Source organism: Nocardioides sp. 31GB23 (genome assembly GCF_040012395.1).
GTDB classification, from domain to species: Bacteria; Actinomycetota; Actinomycetes; order Propionibacteriales; family Nocardioidaceae; genus Nocardioides; species Nocardioides salarius.
Window position 1 is genome coordinate 1 of record NZ_JBDYKJ010000078.1, and the last position, 20978, is coordinate 20978.

19 protein-coding genes and 1 pseudogene are annotated in these 20978 nt (G+C 73.3%); 12 read left to right on the forward strand and 8 right to left on the reverse strand.

Features of this window, described 5'->3' with window-relative positions:
* Positions 1–93 precede the first annotated feature (93 nt).
* The 3 genes from ABKW28_RS19475 to ABKW28_RS19485 all read right to left on the reverse strand — a co-directional run bounded on the left by ABKW28_RS19475 (position 94) and on the right by ABKW28_RS19485 (position 2679).
* Positions 94–867: a hypothetical protein gene (locus tag ABKW28_RS19475; protein ID WP_348612603.1), complete on the reverse strand. Its 774-nt coding sequence runs from the start codon at positions 865–867 to the stop codon at positions 94–96.
* 23 nt (positions 868–890) lie between these two features.
* Positions 891–2288, reverse strand: coding sequence for a glycine--tRNA ligase (locus ABKW28_RS19480; RefSeq protein WP_193667668.1), 1398 nt, complete (start codon positions 2286–2288; stop codon positions 891–893).
* Between the two features lie 70 nt (positions 2289–2358).
* Positions 2359–2679: an antibiotic biosynthesis monooxygenase family protein gene (locus ABKW28_RS19485; protein WP_348612605.1), complete on the reverse strand. Its 321-nt coding sequence runs from the start codon at positions 2677–2679 to the stop codon at positions 2359–2361.
* A gap of 265 nt (positions 2680–2944) precedes the next feature.
* Here ABKW28_RS19485 and ABKW28_RS19490 point away from each other — a divergent pair, with 265 nt between their 5' ends.
* The 7 genes from ABKW28_RS19490 to ABKW28_RS19520 all read left to right on the forward strand — a co-directional run bounded on the left by ABKW28_RS19490 (position 2945) and on the right by ABKW28_RS19520 (position 9774).
* Complete coding sequence (locus ABKW28_RS19490; protein WP_348612607.1) at positions 2945–4279, forward strand: reverse transcriptase family protein; 1335 nt, start codon at positions 2945–2947, stop codon at positions 4277–4279.
* Between the two features lie 66 nt (positions 4280–4345).
* A complete protein-coding gene (locus ABKW28_RS19495; RefSeq protein ID WP_348612609.1) occupies positions 4346–5296 on the forward strand; it encodes a metal ABC transporter substrate-binding protein in 951 nt (316 codons plus the stop codon).
* On the forward strand, positions 5290–6084 hold the full coding sequence (locus ABKW28_RS19500) for a metal ABC transporter ATP-binding protein (protein WP_193667366.1): 795 nt from the start codon (positions 5290–5292) through the stop codon (positions 6082–6084). The genes ABKW28_RS19495 and ABKW28_RS19500 overlap by 7 nt, the downstream gene beginning before the upstream one ends.
* Positions 6081–7085, forward strand: a complete 1005-nt coding sequence (locus ABKW28_RS19505) for a metal ABC transporter permease (protein ID WP_307823108.1) — start codon at positions 6081–6083, stop codon at positions 7083–7085. Before ABKW28_RS19500 ends, ABKW28_RS19505 begins: the two co-directional genes overlap by 4 nt.
* Positions 7072–7488 carry a Fur family transcriptional regulator gene (locus tag ABKW28_RS19510; RefSeq protein WP_193667367.1) on the forward strand — a complete coding sequence of 139 codons (417 nt, stop codon included), beginning with the start codon at positions 7072–7074 and terminating at the stop codon, positions 7486–7488. Before ABKW28_RS19505 ends, ABKW28_RS19510 begins: the two co-directional genes overlap by 14 nt.
* Positions 7489–7517: 29 nt before the next feature.
* Positions 7518–8036: a gluconokinase gene (locus ABKW28_RS19515; RefSeq protein ID WP_348612611.1), complete on the forward strand. Its 519-nt coding sequence runs from the start codon at positions 7518–7520 to the stop codon at positions 8034–8036.
* A 136-nt stretch (positions 8037–8172) separates the two neighbouring features.
* On the forward strand, positions 8173–9774 hold the full coding sequence (locus ABKW28_RS19520) for an HNH endonuclease signature motif containing protein (protein ID WP_348612613.1): 1602 nt from the start codon (positions 8173–8175) through the stop codon (positions 9772–9774).
* A gap of 164 nt (positions 9775–9938) precedes the next feature.
* Here the strand turns inward: ABKW28_RS19520 and ABKW28_RS19525 are convergent, their stop codons facing one another.
* The 4 genes from ABKW28_RS19525 to ABKW28_RS19540 form a co-directional block, all read right to left on the reverse strand.
* Positions 9939–10715: an isoprenyl transferase gene (locus ABKW28_RS19525; RefSeq protein WP_193667369.1), complete on the reverse strand. Its 777-nt coding sequence runs from the start codon at positions 10713–10715 to the stop codon at positions 9939–9941.
* Positions 10712–11941, reverse strand: a complete 1230-nt coding sequence (locus tag ABKW28_RS19530) for a HAMP domain-containing sensor histidine kinase (RefSeq protein WP_348612615.1) — start codon at positions 11939–11941, stop codon at positions 10712–10714. Before ABKW28_RS19530 ends, ABKW28_RS19525 begins: the two co-directional genes overlap by 4 nt.
* Before the next feature lie 91 nt (positions 11942–12032).
* Positions 12033–12761, reverse strand: a complete 729-nt coding sequence (gene recO, locus ABKW28_RS19535) for a DNA repair protein RecO (RefSeq protein WP_348612617.1) — start codon at positions 12759–12761, stop codon at positions 12033–12035.
* 47 nt (positions 12762–12808) lie between these two features.
* On the reverse strand, positions 12809–13663 hold the full coding sequence (locus ABKW28_RS19540; RefSeq protein WP_193667372.1) for an alpha/beta hydrolase: 855 nt from the start codon (positions 13661–13663) through the stop codon (positions 12809–12811).
* Positions 13664–13763: 100 nt separating this feature from the next.
* Here ABKW28_RS19540 and ABKW28_RS19545 point away from each other — a divergent pair, with 100 nt between their 5' ends.
* Positions 13764–16562 carry an ATP-binding protein gene (locus ABKW28_RS19545; RefSeq protein ID WP_348612619.1) on the forward strand — a complete coding sequence of 933 codons (2799 nt, stop codon included), beginning with the start codon at positions 13764–13766 and terminating at the stop codon, positions 16560–16562.
* Positions 16563–16565: 3 nt separating this feature from the next.
* Here ABKW28_RS19545 and leuA read toward each other — a convergent pair whose 3' ends face one another.
* Entirely contained in the window at positions 16566–18251 is a 1686-nt protein-coding gene (gene leuA, locus ABKW28_RS19550; RefSeq protein WP_193667671.1) for a 2-isopropylmalate synthase, read from the reverse strand.
* A gap of 338 nt (positions 18252–18589) precedes the next feature.
* Here leuA and ABKW28_RS19555 point away from each other — a divergent pair, with 338 nt between their 5' ends.
* The 4 genes and pseudogenes from ABKW28_RS19555 to ABKW28_RS19570 form a co-directional block, all read left to right on the forward strand.
* Positions 18590–19237 (forward strand): response regulator transcription factor, encoded by a 648-nt coding sequence (locus ABKW28_RS19555; RefSeq protein ID WP_348612621.1) that lies wholly within the window; start codon positions 18590–18592, stop codon positions 19235–19237.
* 34 nt (positions 19238–19271) lie between these two features.
* A complete protein-coding gene (locus tag ABKW28_RS19560; protein ID WP_348612623.1) occupies positions 19272–19766 on the forward strand; it encodes an NAD(P)H-dependent oxidoreductase in 495 nt (164 codons plus the stop codon).
* 95 nt (positions 19767–19861) lie between these two features.
* Positions 19862–20707, forward strand: a complete 846-nt coding sequence (locus ABKW28_RS19565; protein ID WP_307823106.1) for a septum formation family protein — start codon at positions 19862–19864, stop codon at positions 20705–20707.
* Positions 20708–20748: 41 nt separating this feature from the next.
* Positions 20749–20978 (forward strand): annotated as a pseudogene (locus ABKW28_RS19570) (hypothetical protein); the annotation flags it as partial.

Consider the following 20978-nt stretch of genomic DNA (forward strand, 5'->3'; position numbering starts at 1 on the left):
AAACCTAGACAGAGAACGGCGTGCGCCACATCAGGCCACGCTCAGCGACCCACGGAAGGGTCACAAGAGCCCCAAATCAGGTGGGGAGGCCGGCTACCCATTGCCGTTGCCGCTGCCGTTGTTGTTCTTCTTCTTGCCCTGCTGCTTCTTCTCCTTGGCGGCCTGCTTCTGCTCGGCCGTCTTCTCGCCGATCTTGAGGACCTCGCCGGTCCAGGTGATCGGGTTGAACTCCTGGGCCGGGCGGAAGCTGATCGCCTCGAGGTCGCCCTTGGCGGGCGCCAGGTAGACCAGGCAGGTGGTGACCTTCTTGCCCGGGCCGAACTTCTTGGGCAGCGCCTTCGACGGGCAGGGCTTGAAGGTGCTCACGAACGTGGAGGACTCCACGAGCGTGTTCTCCCCGTCCACGAGGTAGAGCGGCACCCGCTTGCCCCCGAGGTCGTCCTCGCCGACGTTCTCGACCTTCGCGCGCACGAAGTAGGGCCGCGACTTCTTGACGTTCTTGTCGAGCTTCCAGCCCTGGAAGGACTCCTTGAAGGAGGTCTTGCGCAGGTCGGTGACGGTGATGTCGAGGACACCCACGTCCTTCTGGTTGGGCTGGTAGGCCACCGTCGCGGAGTCGCCGACCTCGAGGGCGCTGCCCTGCTCGGTCAGCTCGACCCCGTCGGGCACCGGCAGGTAGGGCGTCTCCTCGGCACCGGCGGTGGGGTCGATCGTGGTGTCCTCACCCGGGGTCGGGCTCGACGACGACGACGCCTCGTCGGCGTCGTCGCCCGAGCAGGCGCCCAGGGCGCCGACCGTGAGGACCAGGGCGGCCAGGGGCGCGACCACGCGGGTGGCGCTCCCCCGGAGGGGGTGGCTGCTCAGCATCCGACCATTGTGCATGCGGCGCCTCACGCACCGAGGAACTTCTCGGCGAAGTACGCCGAGATCCGGTCCAGGCCGATGCGCTCCTGGGCCATCGTGTCGCGCTCGCGCACGGTCACGGCGTGGTCGTCGAGGGTGTCGAAGTCGACGGTGACGCAGAACGGGGTGCCGATCTCGTCCTGGCGGCGGTAGCGCTTGCCGATCGCGCCGGCGTCGTCGAAGTCGACGTACCAGTTGCGGCGCAGCTCGGTGGCCAGGTCGCGAGCCTTGGGCGAGAGGTCGGCGTTGCGGCTCAGCGGGAGCACCGCCACCTTGACCGGCGCCAGGCGCGGGTCGAGGCGCAGCACGGTGCGCTTGTCGACGCCGCCCTTGGTGTTGGGCGCCTCGTCCTCGGAGTAGGCGTCGACGAGGAAGGTCATCAGCGAGCGCGACAGGCCGGCCGCGGGCTCGATGACGTACGGCGTGTAGCGCTCGCCGGCGGCCTGGTCGTAGTACGACAGGTCCTTGCCGGAGTGCTTGGCGTGCGTCGAGAGGTCGAAGTCGGTGCGGTTGGCGATGCCCTCGAGCTCGCCCCACTCCGAGCCCGCGAAGCGGAAGCGGTACTCGATGTCGACGGTGCGCTTGGAGTAGTGCGACAGCTTCTCCTGCGCGTGCTCGTAGTGGCGCAGGTTGTCGGGGTCGATGCCCAGCTCGACGTACCACTTGGTGCGCTCGTCGATCCAGTGCTGGTGCCACTCCTCGTCCTCGCCGGGCTTGACGAAGAACTCCATCTCCATCTGCTCGAACTCGCGGGTGCGGAAGATGAAGTTGCCGGGCGTGATCTCGTTGCGGAACGACTTGCCGATCTGGGCGATGCCGAAGGGCGGCTTCATCCGCTGGCTGGTCACCACGTTGGCGAAGTTGAGGAAGATGCCCTGCGCGGTCTCGGGGCGCAGGTAGTGCAGGCCCGACTCGTCGTCGTGGACGCCGAGGTAGGTCTTGAGCAGCCCGGAGAACTGGCGCGGCTCGGTCCAGGCGCCGCGGGTGCCGCAGTTGGGGCAGGCCAGGTCGTCGAAGACGACGGTGTCGGGGTCGTCGATCCCCTTCTTCTCGGCGACCGCCTCCTGCAGGTGGTCGGCGCGGAAGCGCTTGTGGCACGACTGGCACTCGGTCAGCGGGTCGCTGAAGGTGTCGACGTGGCCGCTGGCCTCCCAGGTGCGGGTCGGCAGGATGACGCTGGAGTCGAGGCCCACGACGTCGTCGCGCATCTGCACCATGGACTTCCACCACTGGCGCTTGATGTTGTCCTTGAGCTCCACGCCGAGCGGGCCGTAGTCCCACGCCGAGCGGGTGCCGCCGTAGATCTCGCCGCAGGGGTAGACGAAGCCCCGGCGCTTGGCGAGGGAGACGACGCTGTCGACGACGGAGGGAGGCGGCTTGGCCACGGAGGGGCTCACTTTCGCGTGCAGGCGCACCGGCTGGCTGCCGGCGGGCGGGAGGATGTGCGGGAAGAGCTCAGCCTAACGACCGGGCGGCCGCCACGTTGAGGTCGGTCCCGGGCTCGACGAGCTCGTAGGCGCTGGCCTCGTCGATCGCCCTCGCGAGCAGGCGCACCGCGCCCATCTTGACGTCGTACGACGACAGCGCGCGGCGGTAGGCGCCCACGTGCTCCCAGCGCGTGGTCAGCACCCACAGCGTGGGCTCGTCGAGGTTGCACCCCACGGTGCCGTCGACGTAGCCGGGTCGGGCGGCGAGCACCGCGTGCGCGCTCTCGAGGTCGGCGCGGAACTGCACCGCCTCGTCCTCGGGGACGCGGAACCTGTTGACGACGAGCACGAGCCGACCCTAGCCCGGGAGCTCCAGGTAAAGGATATGGTCACCGTGTGCGGCAGCGCCTTCTCGAGACGGTGAGCTGGCGCGCGACGTCGGTCCACCTCCCCGGGGCTACCCCGGGGGCCACCGGTACGTCCGGGCACCGCACCGCGCGCGAGACGCTGCGCTCCGCTGCAGGTCCTCGCGCGCACGACGGGACAGGTCGGGCAGCGCTGCCGCACACCAGGCTCGAGGCTCCCGGACCGCTCGGGTGCCCGGAGGGGGCACGGTGAGGGACGACCTCGCGCACGCGCTGGCCGCGGGACTCCTCGCCGGGAGCTGGACGCAGCGCGGCCTGGTGGCCAGCGGCGCGGAGGTCCTGGGCAGTCGACGCCGGTGGCTGGACCGGCTGGCCCGGCACACGCTCGAGCTGTACCCGCGACCGCCCCTGGACCGCTCGCGGGAGCTGGCGCGCATCGTCGCCGCCTTCGTCGACGCCGACGCCGCGACGCGGCCGACCACCGCGCGGACGACCGCGGCGCGACCTGCGACCCGACCGGTCGTGGGCACCCGGATGCTCACCAACCGGTGGGGCCTGCCGACCCTGCACGACCTCGACGACCTCGCGGGGTGGCTCGGTCTCACCAGCAGCGAGCTGGAGTGGTACGCCGATCCGCGGCGCCTGGCCCGCACGACGAGCCAGGGGCGCCTGCAGCACTACCGCGTCAGCCACCGCGTCGCGTCGAGCGGGGCGATCCGGGTGCTGGAGGCCCCCAAGCTCGAGCTGAAGGGCATCCAGCGCCGCCTGCTCGACGAGGTGCTGTCCTCGGTCCCGCCGCACGAGGCGGCCCGGGGCTTCCGGCCGGGTGGCTCGGTGCGGACCTACGCGCTGCCGCACGCCGGGCGGCCGGTGGTGCTGCGCCTGGACCTGGAGTCGTTCTTCGCCAGCGTCACCGTCGCCCGCGTGTACGGGATCTGGCGCAGCGCCGGCTACCCGGAACCGGTGGCGCACCGCCTGTCGGGGCTGGTGACCAGCGTCCTGCCCCTGTCGCTGTGGCGCAGCGTGCCCAGGCCCGCCGACGACGCCCTCCTCGATGCGCACTGGCGGCTCGGGCGCCGGCTCGCCGCACCCCACCTCCCCCAGGGCGCCCCCACCTCGCCGGCCCTGGCCAACCTCGCCGCCTTCCGGCTCGACGTGCGACTGGGCGCCCTGGCCGGGTCGTGGGGCGGGCGCTACACGCGCTACGCCGACGACCTCGCCTTCTCCGGAGGCCGGTCCTGGGGCACGGGCACCTCGCGGCTGCTCGACGCGATCGAGGGGGTCGTGCGCGAGGAGGGCTTCCGCCTCAACCAGCGCAAGACCGGCGTGATGCCGCGCGGAGGGCGCCAGGTCCTCGGGGGTCTCGTGGTCAACGAGCGGCCCCGGGTCTCCCGCGTCGAGGTCGACCGGCTGCGGGCGATCCTGCACAACTGCCTCACCCACGGCCCCAGCACCCAGAACCGCGAGCGGCACCCGGCCTTCGCCCAGCACCTGCGGGGCAGGATCACGTGGGTCGCCCAGCACGATCCCGTGCGGGGCGCCCGGCTGCTGGCCCAGCACGACGCCGTCGACTGGAGCCGATGACCAGCGCCGTCCGCACCGCGCGATCCCGAATTGACAACGATTCTCAACTGACTGAGAATCGTTCTCATGACCTCCCGTCGCGCCCTGCTGCCCGCCACCGCCGCACTCGCTCTCGCCCTGAGCGGGTGCGGCGCCCTGACCTCGGACAGCACGTCCGGGTCGGAGGGCTCCGAGACGGTGGTGGCCGGCCTCTACCCGCTGCAGTACGTCGCGCAGCGCGTGGCCGGTGACGCCTTCGAGGTCGAGAACCTCACCCAGCCCGGCGGCGAGCCGCACGACCTCGAGCTCGGCATCGGCCAGACCGCCGCCCTCTCCGACGCCGCCCTGCTGGTCTACGTCGACTCCCTGCAGCCGGCCGTGGACGAGGCGGCCGAGGAGGTCAGCGGGACCGAGGTGCTCGACGCCGCGACCGTCGTCGACCTGATCCCCTTCGAGGACGAGCACTCCGACGAGGAGCACGAGGGCGAGGACGAGGACGACCACAGCGGCCACGACCACGGCGAGCTCGACCCGCACTTCTGGCTCGACCCGCTGCGGATGGCCGACCTCGGCGACGCGGTGGCCGAGCGGCTCGCCGAGATCGACCCCGACGAGGCGGACTCGTTCGAGGAGCGCGCCGCCGAGCTGCGCAGCGACCTCGAGACGCTGGACGGCGAGTACACCGAGGGCCTGGCGGGCTGCGAGATCCGCACCGTGGTGACCAACCACGACGCCTTCGGCTACCTCGAGGGCTACGACCTCGAGCTGGCCTCGATCAACGGCTTCTCCCCCGATGCCGAGCCGACGCCCGCCGCGCTCGCCGAGCTGCAGGACCTCATCGAGGACACCGGCATCACCACGGTCTTCTCGGAGAGCCTGGTCAGCCCCCAGGCCGCCGAGGTCCTGGCCGCCGACGCCGGCGTCGACACCGCGGTCCTGGACACCATCGAGGGCCTGACCGACGACACGGCCGACGAGGACTACCTTTCCCTCATGCGCTCCAACCTCGCCGCCCTCCAGGAGGCGAACCGTTGCTGAACCCCGATGCGGACCCGGTGGTCGAGCTGCGCGACGGCGCGGTGGTGCTCGGCGGTCGCCCCGTCGTGCGCCAGGTCGACCTCACCGTCCGGGCCGGGGAGTTCGTGACCCTGCTGGGCCCCAACGGCTCCGGCAAGTCGACACTGGTGCGCGCGCTGACCGGGCTCCGACCGCTGGAGCGCGGCTCGTTGGAGCTGTTCGGCATCCCGATGGGCTCCTTCCGCGACTGGCACCGCCTCGGCTACGTCCCGCAGCGGGCGAGCGCGGCCAGCGGCGTACCGGTCTCGGTGCGTGAGGTGGTCGCCTCCGGGCGGCTGACCCGTCGACGCGTGCTGTCGCTGCCCAGCCGCGCCGACCGGGCGGCCGTCACCGAGGCGCTCGAGGTCGTCGGGCTCGCCGACCGCGCGAAGGACAGCGTGGCCACGCTGTCCGGCGGCCAGCAGCAGCGGGTGCTCATCGCGCGCGCGCTGGCCGGAGGCCCCGACCTGTTCTTCCTCGACGAGCCGACCGCCGGGGTCGACCTGCCCAACCAGGAGGCCCTGGCCGAGGCGCTGGCCACCCTCTCGCGCTCGGGCAGCACGATCGTGCTGGTGACCCACGAGCTGGGGCCGCTCGCACCGCTCGTCGACCGCACCGTGGTGCTGCGCGACGGCCGCCTCGTCTACGACGGCCCGCCGCTCGACCTCAGCGACGCCCACGGGCACCACCACCACGACCTCGACGCGGGTCGCCACGACCACCACCCCGACGTGGTGGCCCCCTGGGACCGGGAGGACCACCGGCTGTGATCGATCTCCTCGGCTACGAGTTCATGCAGCGCGCGCTGCTCGCGGCGCTGGTCACCGGCCTGGCCGCCCCGGTCATCGGCACCTACCTGGTGCAGCGCCGGCTGGCGCTGCTCGGCGACGGGCTGGGCCACGTCGCCGTCACCGGCGTCGCACTGGGCCTGCTCACCGGGATCGCCCCGACCTGGACGGCCGTCGTGGTCGCCATCCTGGGCGCGGTGGCCATCGAGGTGATCCGCGACCGCGGCCACACCAGCGGCGACCTGGCGCTGGCCCTGCTCTTCTACGGCGGCCTGGCCGGCGGCGTCATGATCACCGGGCTCGCCGGGCAGACCGGCGCCACGCTGCAGCAGTACCTCTTCGGGTCGATCACCTCGATCTCCCTGACCGACATCTGGTTCACCCTCGCCCTGGCCGTGGTGATCCTCGGTCTCGGCCTGGGCCTGATGCCCCAGCTGTTCACCGTCGCCCAGGACCAGGACTTCGCCAAGGTGGCCGGGCTCAACGTGCGCGCCTACAACCTGCTGGTCGCCGTCCTGGCCGCGGTCACGGTCACGGTGGCGATGCGCACCGTGGGGCTGCTGCTCGTCTCGGCGCTGATGATCGTGCCGGTCGCCACGTCGCAGCAGCTGGCGCGCTCGTTCCGGGCCACGGTCGCCGGGGCCGTGGTGGTCGGCGCGGGTGCCGGCGTCGGCGGCCTGCTCGCGTCGGCGTACCTCTCGCAGTCCTACGGCCTCACGGTGCCGCCCGGGCCCGCGATCGTGCTGCTCGCGCTGGCCTGCTTCGTCGCGACCTGGCCGCTGGGCGTGCTGCTGCGCCGCCGTCAGCGACGTCGGGCGCCGTTCCCCGACGTGGCGCCCGACGAGCACGAGGTCACCGCCCACCACGACCACGAGCACGGCCCCGACTGCGGCCACCTCGCGGTCCCCCACGGCGACCACGTCGACTACGTCCACGACGGCCACCGGCACGCACCCCACGGGAAGCACTATGACGAGCACTGAGCGCCCCACACCGCCGTCGCCGGGCCTGCGTCCGACCCGTCAGCGGGTGGCGGTCGCCGAGGCGATGGCCAGCTTCGACGACTTCCGCTCGGCCCAGGAGATCCACGACCTGCTGGGCAGGCGGGGCGAGACCGTCGGGCTGGCCACGGTCTACCGCACCCTGCAGCGCCTGGCCGACGCGGGCGAGATCGACCGGCTGCTCACCGAGGGTGGCGAGGCCATCTACCGCGCCTGCTCGGCGACCCACCACCACCACCTGGTGTGCCGCTCCTGCGGACGCACGGTCGAGGTCGAGGGCCCGGCGGTGGAGAGCTGGACCCGGTCGATCGCGGCCGAGCACGGCTACGACGAGGTCAGCCACACCCTCGAGATCTTCGGCACCTGCCCCGCCTGCCGGGCCTGAGCACCCGGGCGTCGCCTAGGGTCGACGGCGTGCAGGTCGTGGTGATGGGTGTCTCCGCCACCGGCAAGTCGAGCGTCGCCGAGCGCGTGGCCGAGTCGCTGGGGTGGGGCTTCACCGAGGGTGACGACCTGCACCCGCGCGCCAACGTGGCCAAGATGGAGGCCGGCGACCCGCTCACCGACGCCGACCGGTGGCCCTGGCTGACCCGGGTGGGCGAGGCGATGGCCGCCAACGAGCGCGACGGCCACCACGGCGTCGTCACCTGCTCGGCGCTCAAGCGCGCCTACCGCGACCGGCTGCGCGGGCACGTGCCCGACCTGTGGTTCCTGCACCTGCACGCGCCGACCGAGGTGCTGGCGGAGCGGATGGCCCAGCGCACCCGCCACTTCATGCCGACCTCCCTGCTCACCTCGCAGATCGAGACCCTCGAGCCGCTCGGCGACGACGAGGCCGGCCGCGTCGTCGACGTCACCCCGCCCCTCGACGAGGTCGTGGCGGCCGCGCTCGACGCGCTCGCCGCACACCGCCACGACGTACGCCGCTCGTAGGCCCAAACGCCGGTCGACGGCACCCTGACACCCGACGAGCACCAGCCTCGCCCTCGGGGCCGAGACGTCCCGCAGGGACGGTCCACAGGTGTCCCGAAACCCTTGACTCGAACACGTGTTCTAGTAAAATGGGTTCATGGCCACCCAGGAGCTGGAGCGCTGCGACACCGCCGACGCGGTGCTCGCCTACGCCCGCTCCCAGCGCGCCGCCCGCGACGCCGCCGAGGTCGCGATGTACGAGGCGACCTGCACCTGGGCGGCGATGCACACCACCTCCGACCCGGCCCGCGCCGCGGTGCTGCCCGGCACCGACCTGCAGGTCAGCATCGCCGGACCGGGTGCCCCGTCGGTCTCCGAGTTCGCAATCGTCGAGTACGGCACCGCCATCGGCCTCTCCGCCGACGCCGCGGTGGGCTACGTCGCCCACGTGGTCGAGGCCCGCTACCGCCTCCCCCGCCTCCACGGCGCGGTCACCGCCGGTCGGGTGCCGGTGTGGCGGGCCCGCCGCATCGCCGAGGCCACCCTCGCCCTGCCCGCCGAGGCCGCCGAGTGGGTCGACCGGCACCTCGCCGGTGTCGCGGCCACCTGCTCCTACGCCGCCCTGGCCCGCCTCATCGAGGAAGCCCTGTGCCGCTTCGACCCCGAGACCGCCGAGGACAACCGCGCCAAGGCCGCCGAGGACCGCAGGCTCGACATCCACCTCGACACCGCCACCCGCGGCGGCGCCTGCATCGAGGGCACCGCCGACATCACCGGCTGCCTCGACCTCGCCGACGCCCTCGACCTCGAGAACGCCGTGGCCCGCGAGGCCCGCAACCTCGCCCTCGCCGGCTCCGACCAACCACTCGACGTACGCCGCTCCCAAGCCCTCGGCATCCTCGCCCGCACCCAGACCACCCTCGACCTCACCAGCGACTCCCTCGACACCGGTGGTTGCCACACGGTTGCTGAGGAGGTTGCGCAGCAACCGTCTCGAAGCACCGCCCGGCAGGTCGTGCTCAACATCCACCTCACCGACACCGCCCTGGCCGGCACCGACCCCACCACCTGCCGGATGGGTGCCGACCCGTTCGCACCCTCCGCCGGGCTGCACCTGGCCCGCGTCGAGGAGACCCGCAGCTTCATCACCACCGACCAGCTCGCCCAGTGGCTCCGCGTGCCCGGCACCCACATCTCCTACCGCACCATCACCGGTGGCGGCCTCGACCCCGAGGCCTACGAGCACCCCTTCCGCGCCACCCAGCCGGGCAACATCGAGCACCTCAACACCAAGCCCACCGGTCAGGTCACCGCCGAGGACATCCGCCGCTTCGCCAGCGCACCCGACCTACGACCCCACCCCCGCCGGCCCCTCGACCTGGCCGAGGAGATCACCACCCCCGGCTACGCCCCCAGCGACCGGCTCGCCGAGCAGACCCGCCAACGCCACCCCCGCTGCGTCTTCCCGCACTGCACCCGCCGCGCCCGACGCCGCCGACCCGACGAGACCCACGCCGACCTCGACCACATCACCACCTACGACCCCGACGGCCCACCCGGCCAGACCACCACCGCGAACCTGGCCACCCTCTGCAGGCGCCACCACCGCGCCAAGACCCACACCGCGTGGACCTACCGCCCCACCCCCACCGGCTTCGTGTGGACCAGCCCGCACCGCTACCAGTACCTCGTCGAGCCGCGAGGCACCACCGACCTCGGCCGGCCACCACTCACCAGACCGCCGACCCGGCCCGTCTGAACCAGCCGACTCGCCGCACCCCCGCCGCAGCACCAGCGCGACGGGGGTACCGGCACGCCCGGACCGTCAATGCGTACGCGTGAGCCCAGGCCGCGGACTTGTCAGGGAAGTCCTGCGCTTGATGGGTGTTGCAACCCCTGGCAAGCGCATGAGTCCCCGGCCGGCTAGGCGTTGGGCAGCGCGCCGCCGTAGCGGCGGTCGCGGGACGCGTAGGTCTCGATGGCCGACCACAGCGCGCGCCGGTCGACGTCGGGCCAGAGCACGTCGGTGAAGACCATCTCGGCGTAGGCGGCCTGCCAGAGCATGAAGTTGGACAGCCGCTGCTCGCCGGAGGTGCGCCAGACCATGTCGGCGTCGGCGAGGTCGGGCAGGTAGAGGTGGCGCGCCAGCGTCTTCTCGGTGATCTTCTCGGGGTCCAGCCGGCCCGCCGCGACCTCGCGGCCGATCGCCCGGGCCGCGTCGGCCAGCTCGGCGCGACCGCCGTAGTTGACGCACATCGTCAGCGTCAGCACGTCGTTGTCGCGGGTCATCTCCTCGGCCGCCTGCAGCTCCTTGACCACCGAGCGCCACAGCCGCGGAGTGCGCCCGGCCCAGCGCACCCGCACGCCCAGCTCGTGCATCTCGTCGCGTCGGCGCCGGATGACGTCGCGGTTGAAGCCCATCAGGAAGCGCACCTCGTCGGGCGAGCGCGACCAGTTCTCGGTCGAGAACGCGTAGGCCGACACGGCCTTGACCCCGATCTCGATGGCGCCCTCGACCACGTCGAAGAGCGAGCTCTCCCCCATCTCGTGCCCGCGCGTGCGGGGCAGCCCCCGCTGCTTGGCCCACCGGCCGTTGCCGTCCATGACGATGGCCACGTGCTCGGGCACGAGCTCGCGCGGCAGCACGGGCGCGGTGGCGCCCGAGGGGTGCGGGGTGGGCGTTCGTACGGCGCGTCTCACGCCCCGGAGCCTACGGCGCCACCGCCGCGCGGCAGCAGCACCCGCGCCCGCAGACCGCCGCCCGGGGCGTCGTCGAGCTCGATGCGCCCGTCGTGGGCGGCCACGATGTCGCGGGTGATCGCCAGGCCCAGCCCGACCCCGGGGAGCACCTGGTCGCGGGCCGCCCGGGTGCGGAAGAACCGCCCGAAGACCTGGTCACGCTCGGCGGGGGCGATCCCGGGGCCGGTGTCGCTGACGCAGACCTCGAGCTCGTCGTCGCCGGGCACAAGCTCGACCCGCACCTGCCCACCGGCGGGGGTGTGCTTGAGCGCGTTGGAGAGCAGGTTGTCGACCACCTGCCGCACCCGCTGGGAGTCGACGTACGCCGCCACCTCCCCGGCGGCGCAGCCCACCAGCTCGACCTGCCGCGCGGCCGCGACGGGGCGGGCGGCCTCGACCTGCTCGCGCACCAGCGCCGCGAGGTCCACCGTCGCCCGCTGCACCGCGGTCGGGCTCGCGTCGGCCACGGCGGTGGAGAGGAGGTCGGCCACCAGCCGCTCCAGGCGATGGGCGTTGCGCTCGGCGATCTCGAGGTGGCGCACCGCCTGCGCAGGCAGGTCCGCACGCTCGAGCAGCACGTCGAGGTAGCCCGCGATCGAGGTCAGCGGCGTGCGCAGCTCGTGGGAGACGGAGGCCACGAAGGCGTCCTTGACCTCCATCGCCTCCATGAAGTCGGTGACGTCCTTGTAGGCCAGCGCCGAACCCGTCTGGCGGCCGCTCTCGTCACGGATCGAGCGCGCCGAGACCGACAGCGCACGCCGCTCGGCCCCCTGCCCGACCCAGATCCGGATGTCGTCGAACTCCTCGCCGAGCCGAGCCCGGTGGGTCGGCATCTCGTCGCGGGCCATCACGGTGACCGCGTCGGCGTGGCGCACCTGTCCCAGCTGTCCGGCGGTGCCGTCGTGGCCGTCGGGGAAGGCCAGCGCCATGAAGTCCTCGTGCCGCTTGTTGCGGCCCACGTAGCGACCCTGCTCGTCGAGCAGCAGCAGCCCCACGTCGACGGTGTCGAGGATCGCCTCGGCCGTGCGCCGCTGGTGCTCGATCGTGTCGAGCGCGGCGGCGAGCTCGCGACCCCGCCGCTCGGCCTCGTCGCGCTCGGCGCCGATCCGTCGTGCGCCCGCGCCCAGCACCAGCCCCGACGCGACCGCGACCAACGGGGCGAGCAGCGCCCGGGGTCGGACACTCATCGACGTGCCTCCTTCCACGGGCACACCCTGGCAGACCGTGGGCGCGGCGCGGACCAAACGCGCAGCTCGGGAACTCGCGGGACGGACCCGCTCAGCGCTCGACGTAGGCCAGCGACCTCAGCCCGCGCTCGACGTGCCAGGCCAGGTAGGCCGCCACCAGTCCGCTGGCCTCCTTGCGGGTGCGTTGGTCGGCCTGGGCCACGACCGGCCAGTCGCCGGCCAGCAGGGCGCCGAGCAGCTCGACGGTCGCCGCGGCCGGCCCGGCGGAGCCCGGCAGCCGGCAGGTGCTGCAGAGCATCCCGCCCATCGAGGGGTTGAACCACCGGTGCGGCCCCTCGACCCCGCAGCGTGCGCAGTGGTCGAAGGACGGCGCGTAGCCGGCCACCGACAGCGACCGCAGCAGGTAGGAGTCGAGCACCTGGCCGGGGCCCTTGTCGCCGGCCATCATCGCGCGCAGCCCGCCGACCAGCAGCAGGAAGTGCTGGGTGGCCGGATCCTTCTCCTCGGTGACCAGTCGCTCGGCGGTCTCCAGCATCACCGTGCCCGCGGTGTAGCGCTCGTAGTCGGCGCCCAGCCCGCTCGCGAAGGGTGTCAGCGTCTCGGCCTGCGTGATGGTGTCGAGGTTGCGCCCGTCGGCGAGCTGCAGGTCGACGTGGGTGAAGGGCTCCAGGCGCGAGCCGAACCGCGACGTCGTACGTCGTACGCCGCGCGCGACGGCGCGCACCCGCCCGTGCTGGCGGGTCAGCAGGGTGATGATGCGGTCGGCCTCGCCCAGCTTGTGGGTGCGCAGCACGACCGCCTCGTCGCGGTAGAGAGGCACTCGGCCATTCTGCCTGGTGGGTGCCCGCGGGTGGGGCCACCCGCCGCTCAGGCGCGGCGCGAGCGCCTCGTGCTCGAGCGCCAGGTGGCCTGGCAGAAGTCGACCGCGACCTGGTCGAGGCGCTGCGGCGAGCGGCGCCACTCCACGATCGAGCGCGCCCGCACGAACTCGGCGGCCGGCATCTCCTCGGCCAGCAGGGCGGCGTCGGCGGCCGGGTGGACGGGGTCGCGGGGGTGGCCCACCACGAGGGTCGGCACGGTGATGGCGCGCCGCTCGGCTGCCGACGGGGCGACCCGTCCGAAGAAGAGCCCGTGCACCACCGCGGCCACGACGTCGGCGCGCTGGTCGAGGGTGTCGAGGCCGATCCCGGCCCAGAACGGCACCAGCCCGCGCGGCACCGGCCGGGTCAGGCGGCGCAGCGTGTTGATCGTGAACGGCGCGAAGCGCGCCGTCATCAGCAGCGGCCCGAAGGCCACGATCGCGGCCTCCAGCGCGTTGTCGAGCACCGGCATCTCGAGCAGCAGCCCGCGCACCCGCTCGGGCGCGGTGGCGGCGACCTCGAGGGAGACGTTCGCACCCAGCGACGTGCCGCCGACCACGGCCTGCGCGACGCCCAGGTGGTCGAGCAGGGCGACCACCTGGTCGGCGAAGGCGCTGACCGAGTAGGCCTGCGGGTCGGCGGGCCGGTCGGAGCGGCCGTGCCCGAGCAGGTCGAGGGTCACGACGTGGAAGCCGTCGGCGGCCAGGCGCCGCGCCAGGGGCTCGTGCATCCGCCGCGGCATCAGCTGGCCGTGCAGCAGCACCACCCACGAGTCGCCGCCGCCGTACTCGGTGAACTCGAGACGGTCGCGAGAACCCTCGGAGTCGAGGAAGAACTGACCGATGTGCTCGGAGACCAGCATGGGCCCAACCTAGGGCAAAGACTGCCGGCCGGCGCCGGTTGTCCGCCGCCACGCCGGGCGTTCGCCGGACCGCACCGCCCGCACGGGTGATGATGACGTCATGCCGACGACGCGCCGAGCGCACCTCAGCGCGCCCTGGAGCGCGCTGGTCCTCGTCGCGGTGTACGCCGTCGGGCTGGGCTCGGTGGTGCTGCGCCCCGACGACAACCCGGTCGCGGTGTGGTGGCCGGCCGCCGGCCTCTCGGTGGTCCTGGTGGCGCTGACCCGCCCCGGGCGCCGCGAGCTGCTGCTCGTGGCGCTCGCGCTCGTGGTGGCCACGGGCCTCTCCAACCTCACCGGAGGGCGGTCGTGGCAGGTCTCCGCGTTCTTCGGCGTCGCCAACACCGCCGAGGCGCTGGTGGCCGGGCTGCTGCTGCGCGCCAGCACCGCCGCCGGGGCCCCACGGGTCGGCGACCTGCGTGACCTGCTGCGCCTGGTGGTCGCCACCGTGCTCGGTGCCGCCACCATCGCCCTGATGCTCCTGGTCGCTGCCGGCCCCCTCGACCTCGGTGTGCCCGTCGAGGTGGCCCGCACCGTGTTCACCTCGCACGCCGCGGCCGTGCTGCTGGTCGTGCCCGCCGCGCTGGTGCCGCGCCGCCCGCGGACCCGGACCGGCTCCGCCGAGCAGACCGAGCCCCGCGGCGCCGCCCGTCTCGAGCTGCCGGCCCAGGTGGCTGCGACCGCCCTGGCCACCGCTGCCGTCTTCCTGCCCCAGGACGCGCTGCCCCTGACCTTCGTGCCGCTGGTGCCGCTGACCTGGGCCGCGCTGCGGCTGGGCCCGCGCCTGACCGCCCTCGAGCTCGTCGTCTTCGCCGGCACGGTCACGGTGCTGACCCAGCGCGCCGAGGGCCCCTTCGCGGGCAACGGCCTGGGACCGGTGGCGGCCGCGGGGATCGCCCAGGCCTACCTGGCCTGCGCGGTGCTGCTGACGCTCCCGCTGGCCCTGCTGCTCGACGAGCGCAACCGGCTCTTCGACGCCATCCGGTCCGAGCGCCGGCTCTTCCGCGCCAACTTCACCGACTCGCTGGTCGGCCAGCTGCTGCTGCGCCAGACCGCGGCCGGGCTGGTCGTCGACGAGGCCAACCAGACCGCCGTGGACCTGCTGGGCCGCCCCCACGACGACCTGGTCGGGTGCGACGTGGACGAGGTGGTCGTGGTCGAGGGTGGCTCGGGGCTGGCCGCGCGCCTGCGCGGCACGGGTGCCGGCTGGCGCGGCCAGGGCAGCGTGGTGGGTCGCCGCGACGCCCGGCTCAGCATCTCGGTGAGCCGGATCTCGGCGGGCGCCGACAGCCCGGTCTGGTCGGTGCAGCTGCTCGACGTCACCGCCGAGCAGCTCGCGCACCGCCGCCTGATGGACGCCGAGAAGCTCACCAGCGCCACCCTCGACACCACCGCGTGCATCATCCTCGTCACCGACCTCGAGGCCCGGATCGTGCGGGTCAACGCCGCCACCACCGAGATGACGGGCTACACCGAGGCCGACCTGGTGGGCCGGCGCCTGTGGGAGACCACGCTGGCCCCCGACAGCGCCCACGACCTCGAGACGCTCTTCCTGTGGCCCAACCGCTCCGGGGCCCCGGTCGTGCGCGAGCACGACGCGGTGGCGCTGGGCGGCGAGCGGCGCCGCATCCTGTGGAGCAACAACATGGTCCGCGACGAGGAGGGCCTGCCGGCGTACGCCGTGCTGACCGGCATCGACGTGACCACCGAGCGGGCCAGCGCCGGCCTGGTCACCCACCTGATGCAGGCGGCCGTCTCGACCGCCATCGTCGGGCTCGACGCGCGGGGCCGCATCAGCGTGGTCAACTCGGGCGCCGAGCACCTGCTGCGCCGCGAGTCGGTCGACCTGGTGGGCCTCCCGTTCACGATGCTCCTCGACCCCGAGCAGCTGCAGGAGCGCCTGGGCTGCGCCGACCACGACGCGGTCTTCGCCGCGCTGACCGCCTCGCTCGGCGAGGAGGAGCAGCCCAGCCGCGACTGGTGGTGGGTCGACGGCGAGGGTGAGCGCCGCGTGGTGTCGATGTCGCTGTCGGCGACCGGCAGCGAGGTCAGCGCCCAGGTCGGGTTCCTGTGCGTGGGCCGCGACGTCACCGAGCAGCGCCGCACCCAGGACCTCGTGGTCGCCGCCCTCGAGAAGGAGCGCACCGCCGTCGAGCGGCTGCAGGCCATCGACGAGGCCAAGAACGAGTTCGTCTCGACCGTCTCGCACGAGCTGCGCACCCCGGTGACCAGCATCGTCGGCTACACCGAGCTGCTGCAGGACGGCACGCTGGTGGCGCCCGCCGACGACCAGCTGCCGCTGCTCGACAGCATCGCGCGCAACGGCCAGCGCCTCATCGTGCTGTGCAACGACCTGCTGCTGCTCTCGGGGCTCGACTCGGGCGAGGTGAGCTGGCAGGCCGAGGAGGTCGACCTCGCCGGCCTGCTCGAGGCGGTGCAGGAGGCCACCGCGGCGCTGCTGGTCGGACGCGACCTGGACGTCACGTGGCAGCGCCCGCCGCACCCCGTCGTGACGCTCGGCGACGGCGCGCAGCTCGAGCGGGTGATGCTCAACCTGGTCGCCAACGCACTGAAGTTCACCGAGGACGGCGGGGTGGTGCGGGTGCACCTGGACACCTCCCCGGGCGAGGCGGTCCTGGTCGTCAGCGACACCGGCATCGGCATCCCGCTCGAGGAGCAGGACGGCCTCTTCGAGCGCTTCTTCCGCTCCTCCACCGCCCAGGAGCAGGCCATCCAGGGCACCGGGCTGGGGCTGTCGATCGTGGCCTCGGTGGTGCAGGCGCACGGCGGGTCGATCGCCGTGCGCTCCGCCCACCTCGAGGGCAGCACCTTCACGGTGCGGCTGCCGCTGCAGGCCTGAGCCTCAGGCGCGGTTGACCGCGCTGATGACCGCCTTCAGCGAGGCGGTGACGATGTTGGCGTCGACCCCCACGCCCCAGAAGATCCGGTCGCGCACCGAGCACTCGACGTACGCCGCCGCGAGGGCGTCGCCACCGGAGGACAGCGCGTGCTCGTGGTAGTCGAGCACCCGCACGTCCCACTCCTGCGGCAGCTCGTTGAGCGCGCCCACGAACGCCGCGATCGGGCCGTTGCCGGTGCCCTCGAGGGTGCGCATCTCGCCCTCGACCTCGACGTTGACGGTGAGCGCGTCCTTCTCGCCGGCCGCCGAGCTGGTGTGCACGGAGTCGAGGCTCAGCGGGCTCTCGCGGTCGAGGTACTCGGAGCGGAAGACGTCCCAGATCGCCTCGGGCGTCATCTCGCCGCCGTCGGCGTCGGTGCGCTGCTGGACCACCCGGCTGAACTCGATCTGCGCGCGACGCGGCAGGTCGAGCTTGTGCTCGGCCTTGAGCACGTAGGCCACGCCGCCCTTGCCGGACTGGCTGTTGACCCGGATGACCGCCTCGTAGGTGCGCCCGACGTCCTTGGGGTCGATCGGCAGGTACGGCGCCTCCCAGGGCAGCGAGCCGACCGGCACGCCCTGCTCGGCGGCCTGGCGGTCGAGGTCCTCGAGCCCCTTCTTGATGGCGTCCTGGTGGGAGCCGGAGAAGGCGGTGTAGACGAGGTCGCCGGCGTAGGGGTGGCGCGGGTGGACCGGCAGCTGGGTGCAGTACTCGACCGTGCGGCGGATCTCGTCGATCCCGCCCTCGACGGCGAAGTCGATCATCGGGTCGACGCCCTGGCTGAAGAGGTTCATGCCCAGCGTCACCAGGCACACGTTGCCGGTGCGCTCGCCGTGGCCGAAGAGGCAGCCCTCGACCCGGTCGGCGCCGGCCATCATCGCCAGCTCGGTGGCGGCCACGGCGGTGCCGCGGTCGTTGTGCGGGTGCAGCGAGATCACCGTGTTCTCGCGCCGGGTGAGCTGGCGCGAGAACCACTCGATCTGGTCGGCGTACACGTTGGGGGTGGAGACCTCGATCGTCGCGGGCAGGTTGAGGATGATCTCGCGCCCGTCCTCGGGCTGCCACACGTCGCTGACGGCCTCGCAGACCTCCAGCGAGAACGGCAGCTCGGTGGAGGTGAAGATCTCGGGGCTGTACTCGTAGCCGATCACGGTCATGTCGAGCACCTGCTCGCCGTGCTTCATCACCATCTCGGTGCCCCGCACCGCGATGTCCTTGACCTCGTCGCGGCTGGCCCCGAAGACCACGCGCCGGAACATCGGCGCCAGCGCGTTGTAGAGGTGGATGTTGGCGCGCGGCACCCCGACCAGCGACTGGACGCTGCGCTCGATGAGGTCCTCGCGGGCCTGGGTGAGCACCGAGATCGTGACGTCGTCGGGGATCCGGTCGCCCTCGATGAGCTGGCGCACGAAGGAGAAGTCGGTCTCGCTGGCCGACGGGAAGCCGACCTCGATCTCCTTGTAGCCCATCTGCACCAGCAGGTCGAACATGCGCATCTTGCGCGCCGGCGTCATCGGGTCGATGAGGGCCTGGTTGCCGTCGCGCAGGTCGGTCGAGAGCCAGCGGGGGGCCTGCTCGATCGTGCGGGAGGGCCAGGTGCGGTCGGGCAGGTCGATCGGCGGGAACGGGCGGTACCGCTCGACCGGCATCCCGCTGGGCTTCTGCGCCGAGCGGATGGTGGAGAAGGGGCTGACGATGTCACTCACGATGGTGGTCCTCGCTGGTGGTCCGGGGGTCTGGCACGGCGGCCGGCGCGCAGGACGAACACTCCGCAGCGAGGGGGTCCGGCTCTGGCTCAGACCTCGCTGCGGCAGCGAAGGAGGAGGTGCTGTCGCATCATGGTCACCACAGACTAGCGCACCCCGCCCGGGCCGGGTCGCAGCCGTCCACGGCCCGAGCGCCCCGCCGTTCCCGGGTCGAGAATCACCCGTAGAGGTGAGCCTCGACGCGCCTGCGCGACCGGTCGCGTTGACTACCTTGCCTTCTCGTGAACGAGCCGAGCGCCCTGCCCGCCCCGCGCTCGCGCCGTCCGCTCCGGGTCCGGGTCGTCGACGAGCCCGAGCTGGTCACCCGGGGCATCGAGGCGATGCTGCGCCCGTACGCCGACCGCGCACGGCTGGCCGACGACGGCACCCACGACGAGGCGAACGACGGGACCCCGGGCCTCGACGTGGTGCTCTGCGACCCGTTCCCGGTGCCCCCGGCCGCCCGCGGCGGCCGCGACGTCCTGGGCCGGCTCGCCGGCCACGCCCCGGCCCGGGTGCTGGTCTTCAGCTGGCACACGCACCCGGTGGGGGTGCGGCAGGCGCTCGACGCGGGCGCGCACGGCTACCTCGGCAAGACCGCCAGCGGGGCCGAGCTGCTCGCCGCGCTCGAGGCGGTGGCGCGCGGCGAGCGGCCGACCCCCGACCTGCACCCCCGGCGCCCCGGCGTCGACTTCCCGGGGCTGAGCACCCGCGAGTCGGAGGTGCTGGCGCTGATCTGCGAGGGGCTGAGCAACCAGGAGGTCGCCGAGAGGCTCTTCGTCAGCGTCAACTCGGTCAAGACCTACATCAGGCAGGTCTACGGCAAGACCGGGGTCACCCGGCGCACCCAGGCCGTGGCCTGGGCGCACCGGCACGGCTGGCTGGGCTGAGCCACGGTCCGGCCCGCCCGGCTACGGTGGCGCCATGGCCCGGCTCCTGGTGGTCCACCACTCCCCCACCCCGACGCTGCGCTCGCTCAGCGAGGCGGTCGTCGCCGGCACCCGTGACGAGTCGATCACCGGTGTCGAGGTGGTGGTGCGCGAGGCCCTCGAGGCCGGCGCCGACGACGTGCGTGCCGCCGACGGGTTCCTGCTCGGCACGCCCGCCAACTTCGGCTACATGTCCGGGGCGCTGAAGCACTTCTTCGACACGATCTTCCTGCAGTCCGGCGGCGACCTGGGCCAGGACGGAGCCGCCGGGCAGGGCGAGGCCAGCGGCAGCCGACGCCCCTACGGGCTGTGGGTCCACGGTCGCTACGACACCACGGGTGCGGTGCGCTCGGTGAGCAGCATCGTGCAGGCGCTGTCCTGGCGGCAGAGCGCCGAGGTGCTGGAGGTCCTCGGCGACGTCGACGAGACCGGGCTGGAGCGGGCCTACGAGCTCGGCGGCACCCTCGCGGCGCTGCTCAGCCAGGACTGAGCGCACCGACCACGGGGCGGCTAGGATCGCCCCGCCCGACGCCCGATCCTGGAGTCGGCCCCCGCAGCCCCGACCGACCCGCCACTGGAGACCACGTGCGCCACCCGAGCCGGACCACGGCGCTCGCCGGCGCCGCCACCGTGCTGGCCCTGGCGCTCTCGGGCTGCACCGGCTCGGCCGGCTCCGGCGACGCCCGCGGCGCGGGCGCCACCCAGGGCCGCAACCCCGACCCCGCCCTCGTCGACTCCACCGCGGTCCCCGAGCTGGGCCAGTGCCGCAACCTGCGCCCCGAGGACGTCGCGCTGCCGGCCAACGCCACCGCCGCGGTCGACTGCACCGAGGAGCACACCGCCCAGACCTACGCGGTGGGCACCCTGCCCGACAAGCTGCACGACGCGGCGTACGACTCCGAGGAGCTGGGGGCCTGGGCCTACAAGACGTGCTCGAAGGGGCTGATGGCCTTCCTCGGCGCCGACGAGTCGTCGGTGATGCGCACCATCGTGACCTGGTCGTGGTTCCGCCCCTCCGAGGCCGCCTGGGACGAGGGCGCGCGGTGGTACCGCTGCGACGTCATCGGCGGCGGCGGCGAGGGCGTCGACTACCGGCCGCTGCCCAAGACCGCCGAGGGCCTGCTGATCGGGCTGCCGCCCGACGAGTGGATGGTCTGCGCAAACGGCCCGGCCGTGGCCGGCTCGCCGAAGGTGCCCTGCTCGGAGAAGCACACCTGGCGCGCGGTCACCACGATCAAGGTCGGCGAGCCCGGCGACGACTACCCGGGCGACCGGGTCGTCGAGGTGACCAGCCGCGACTTCTGCTCCGACTCCGTGGCCGCCTGGCTCGGTTACCCGCTCGAGTACGACTTCGGCTTCACCTGGTTCAAGCAGGCCGAGTGGCAGGTCGGCAACCGCCGTTCGGTGTGCTGGGCGCGCACCTCGTCGTGAGACGGGGTCCACGCCACGGTGCCGCCACGCTGGTCGTGGCGGTGGCGTTGGCGCCCGTGCTGGCGGCCTGCACCGCCGACGATCCCGCCCCGGGCCCCGACGCCGCGAGCGCCTCCGGCACCGCCCCGTCCTCGTCCGCCGCCGCGCCGTCCGAGCGCGCCGAGCCGGCGGAGCAGGCGGAGCCGGTCGAGCCGCCACCCACCGCCACCTGCTACCGCCTGTCGTACGACGATGCCGTGGCGCCGCCCACGTCGGCGCCCCCCGGGCGGGG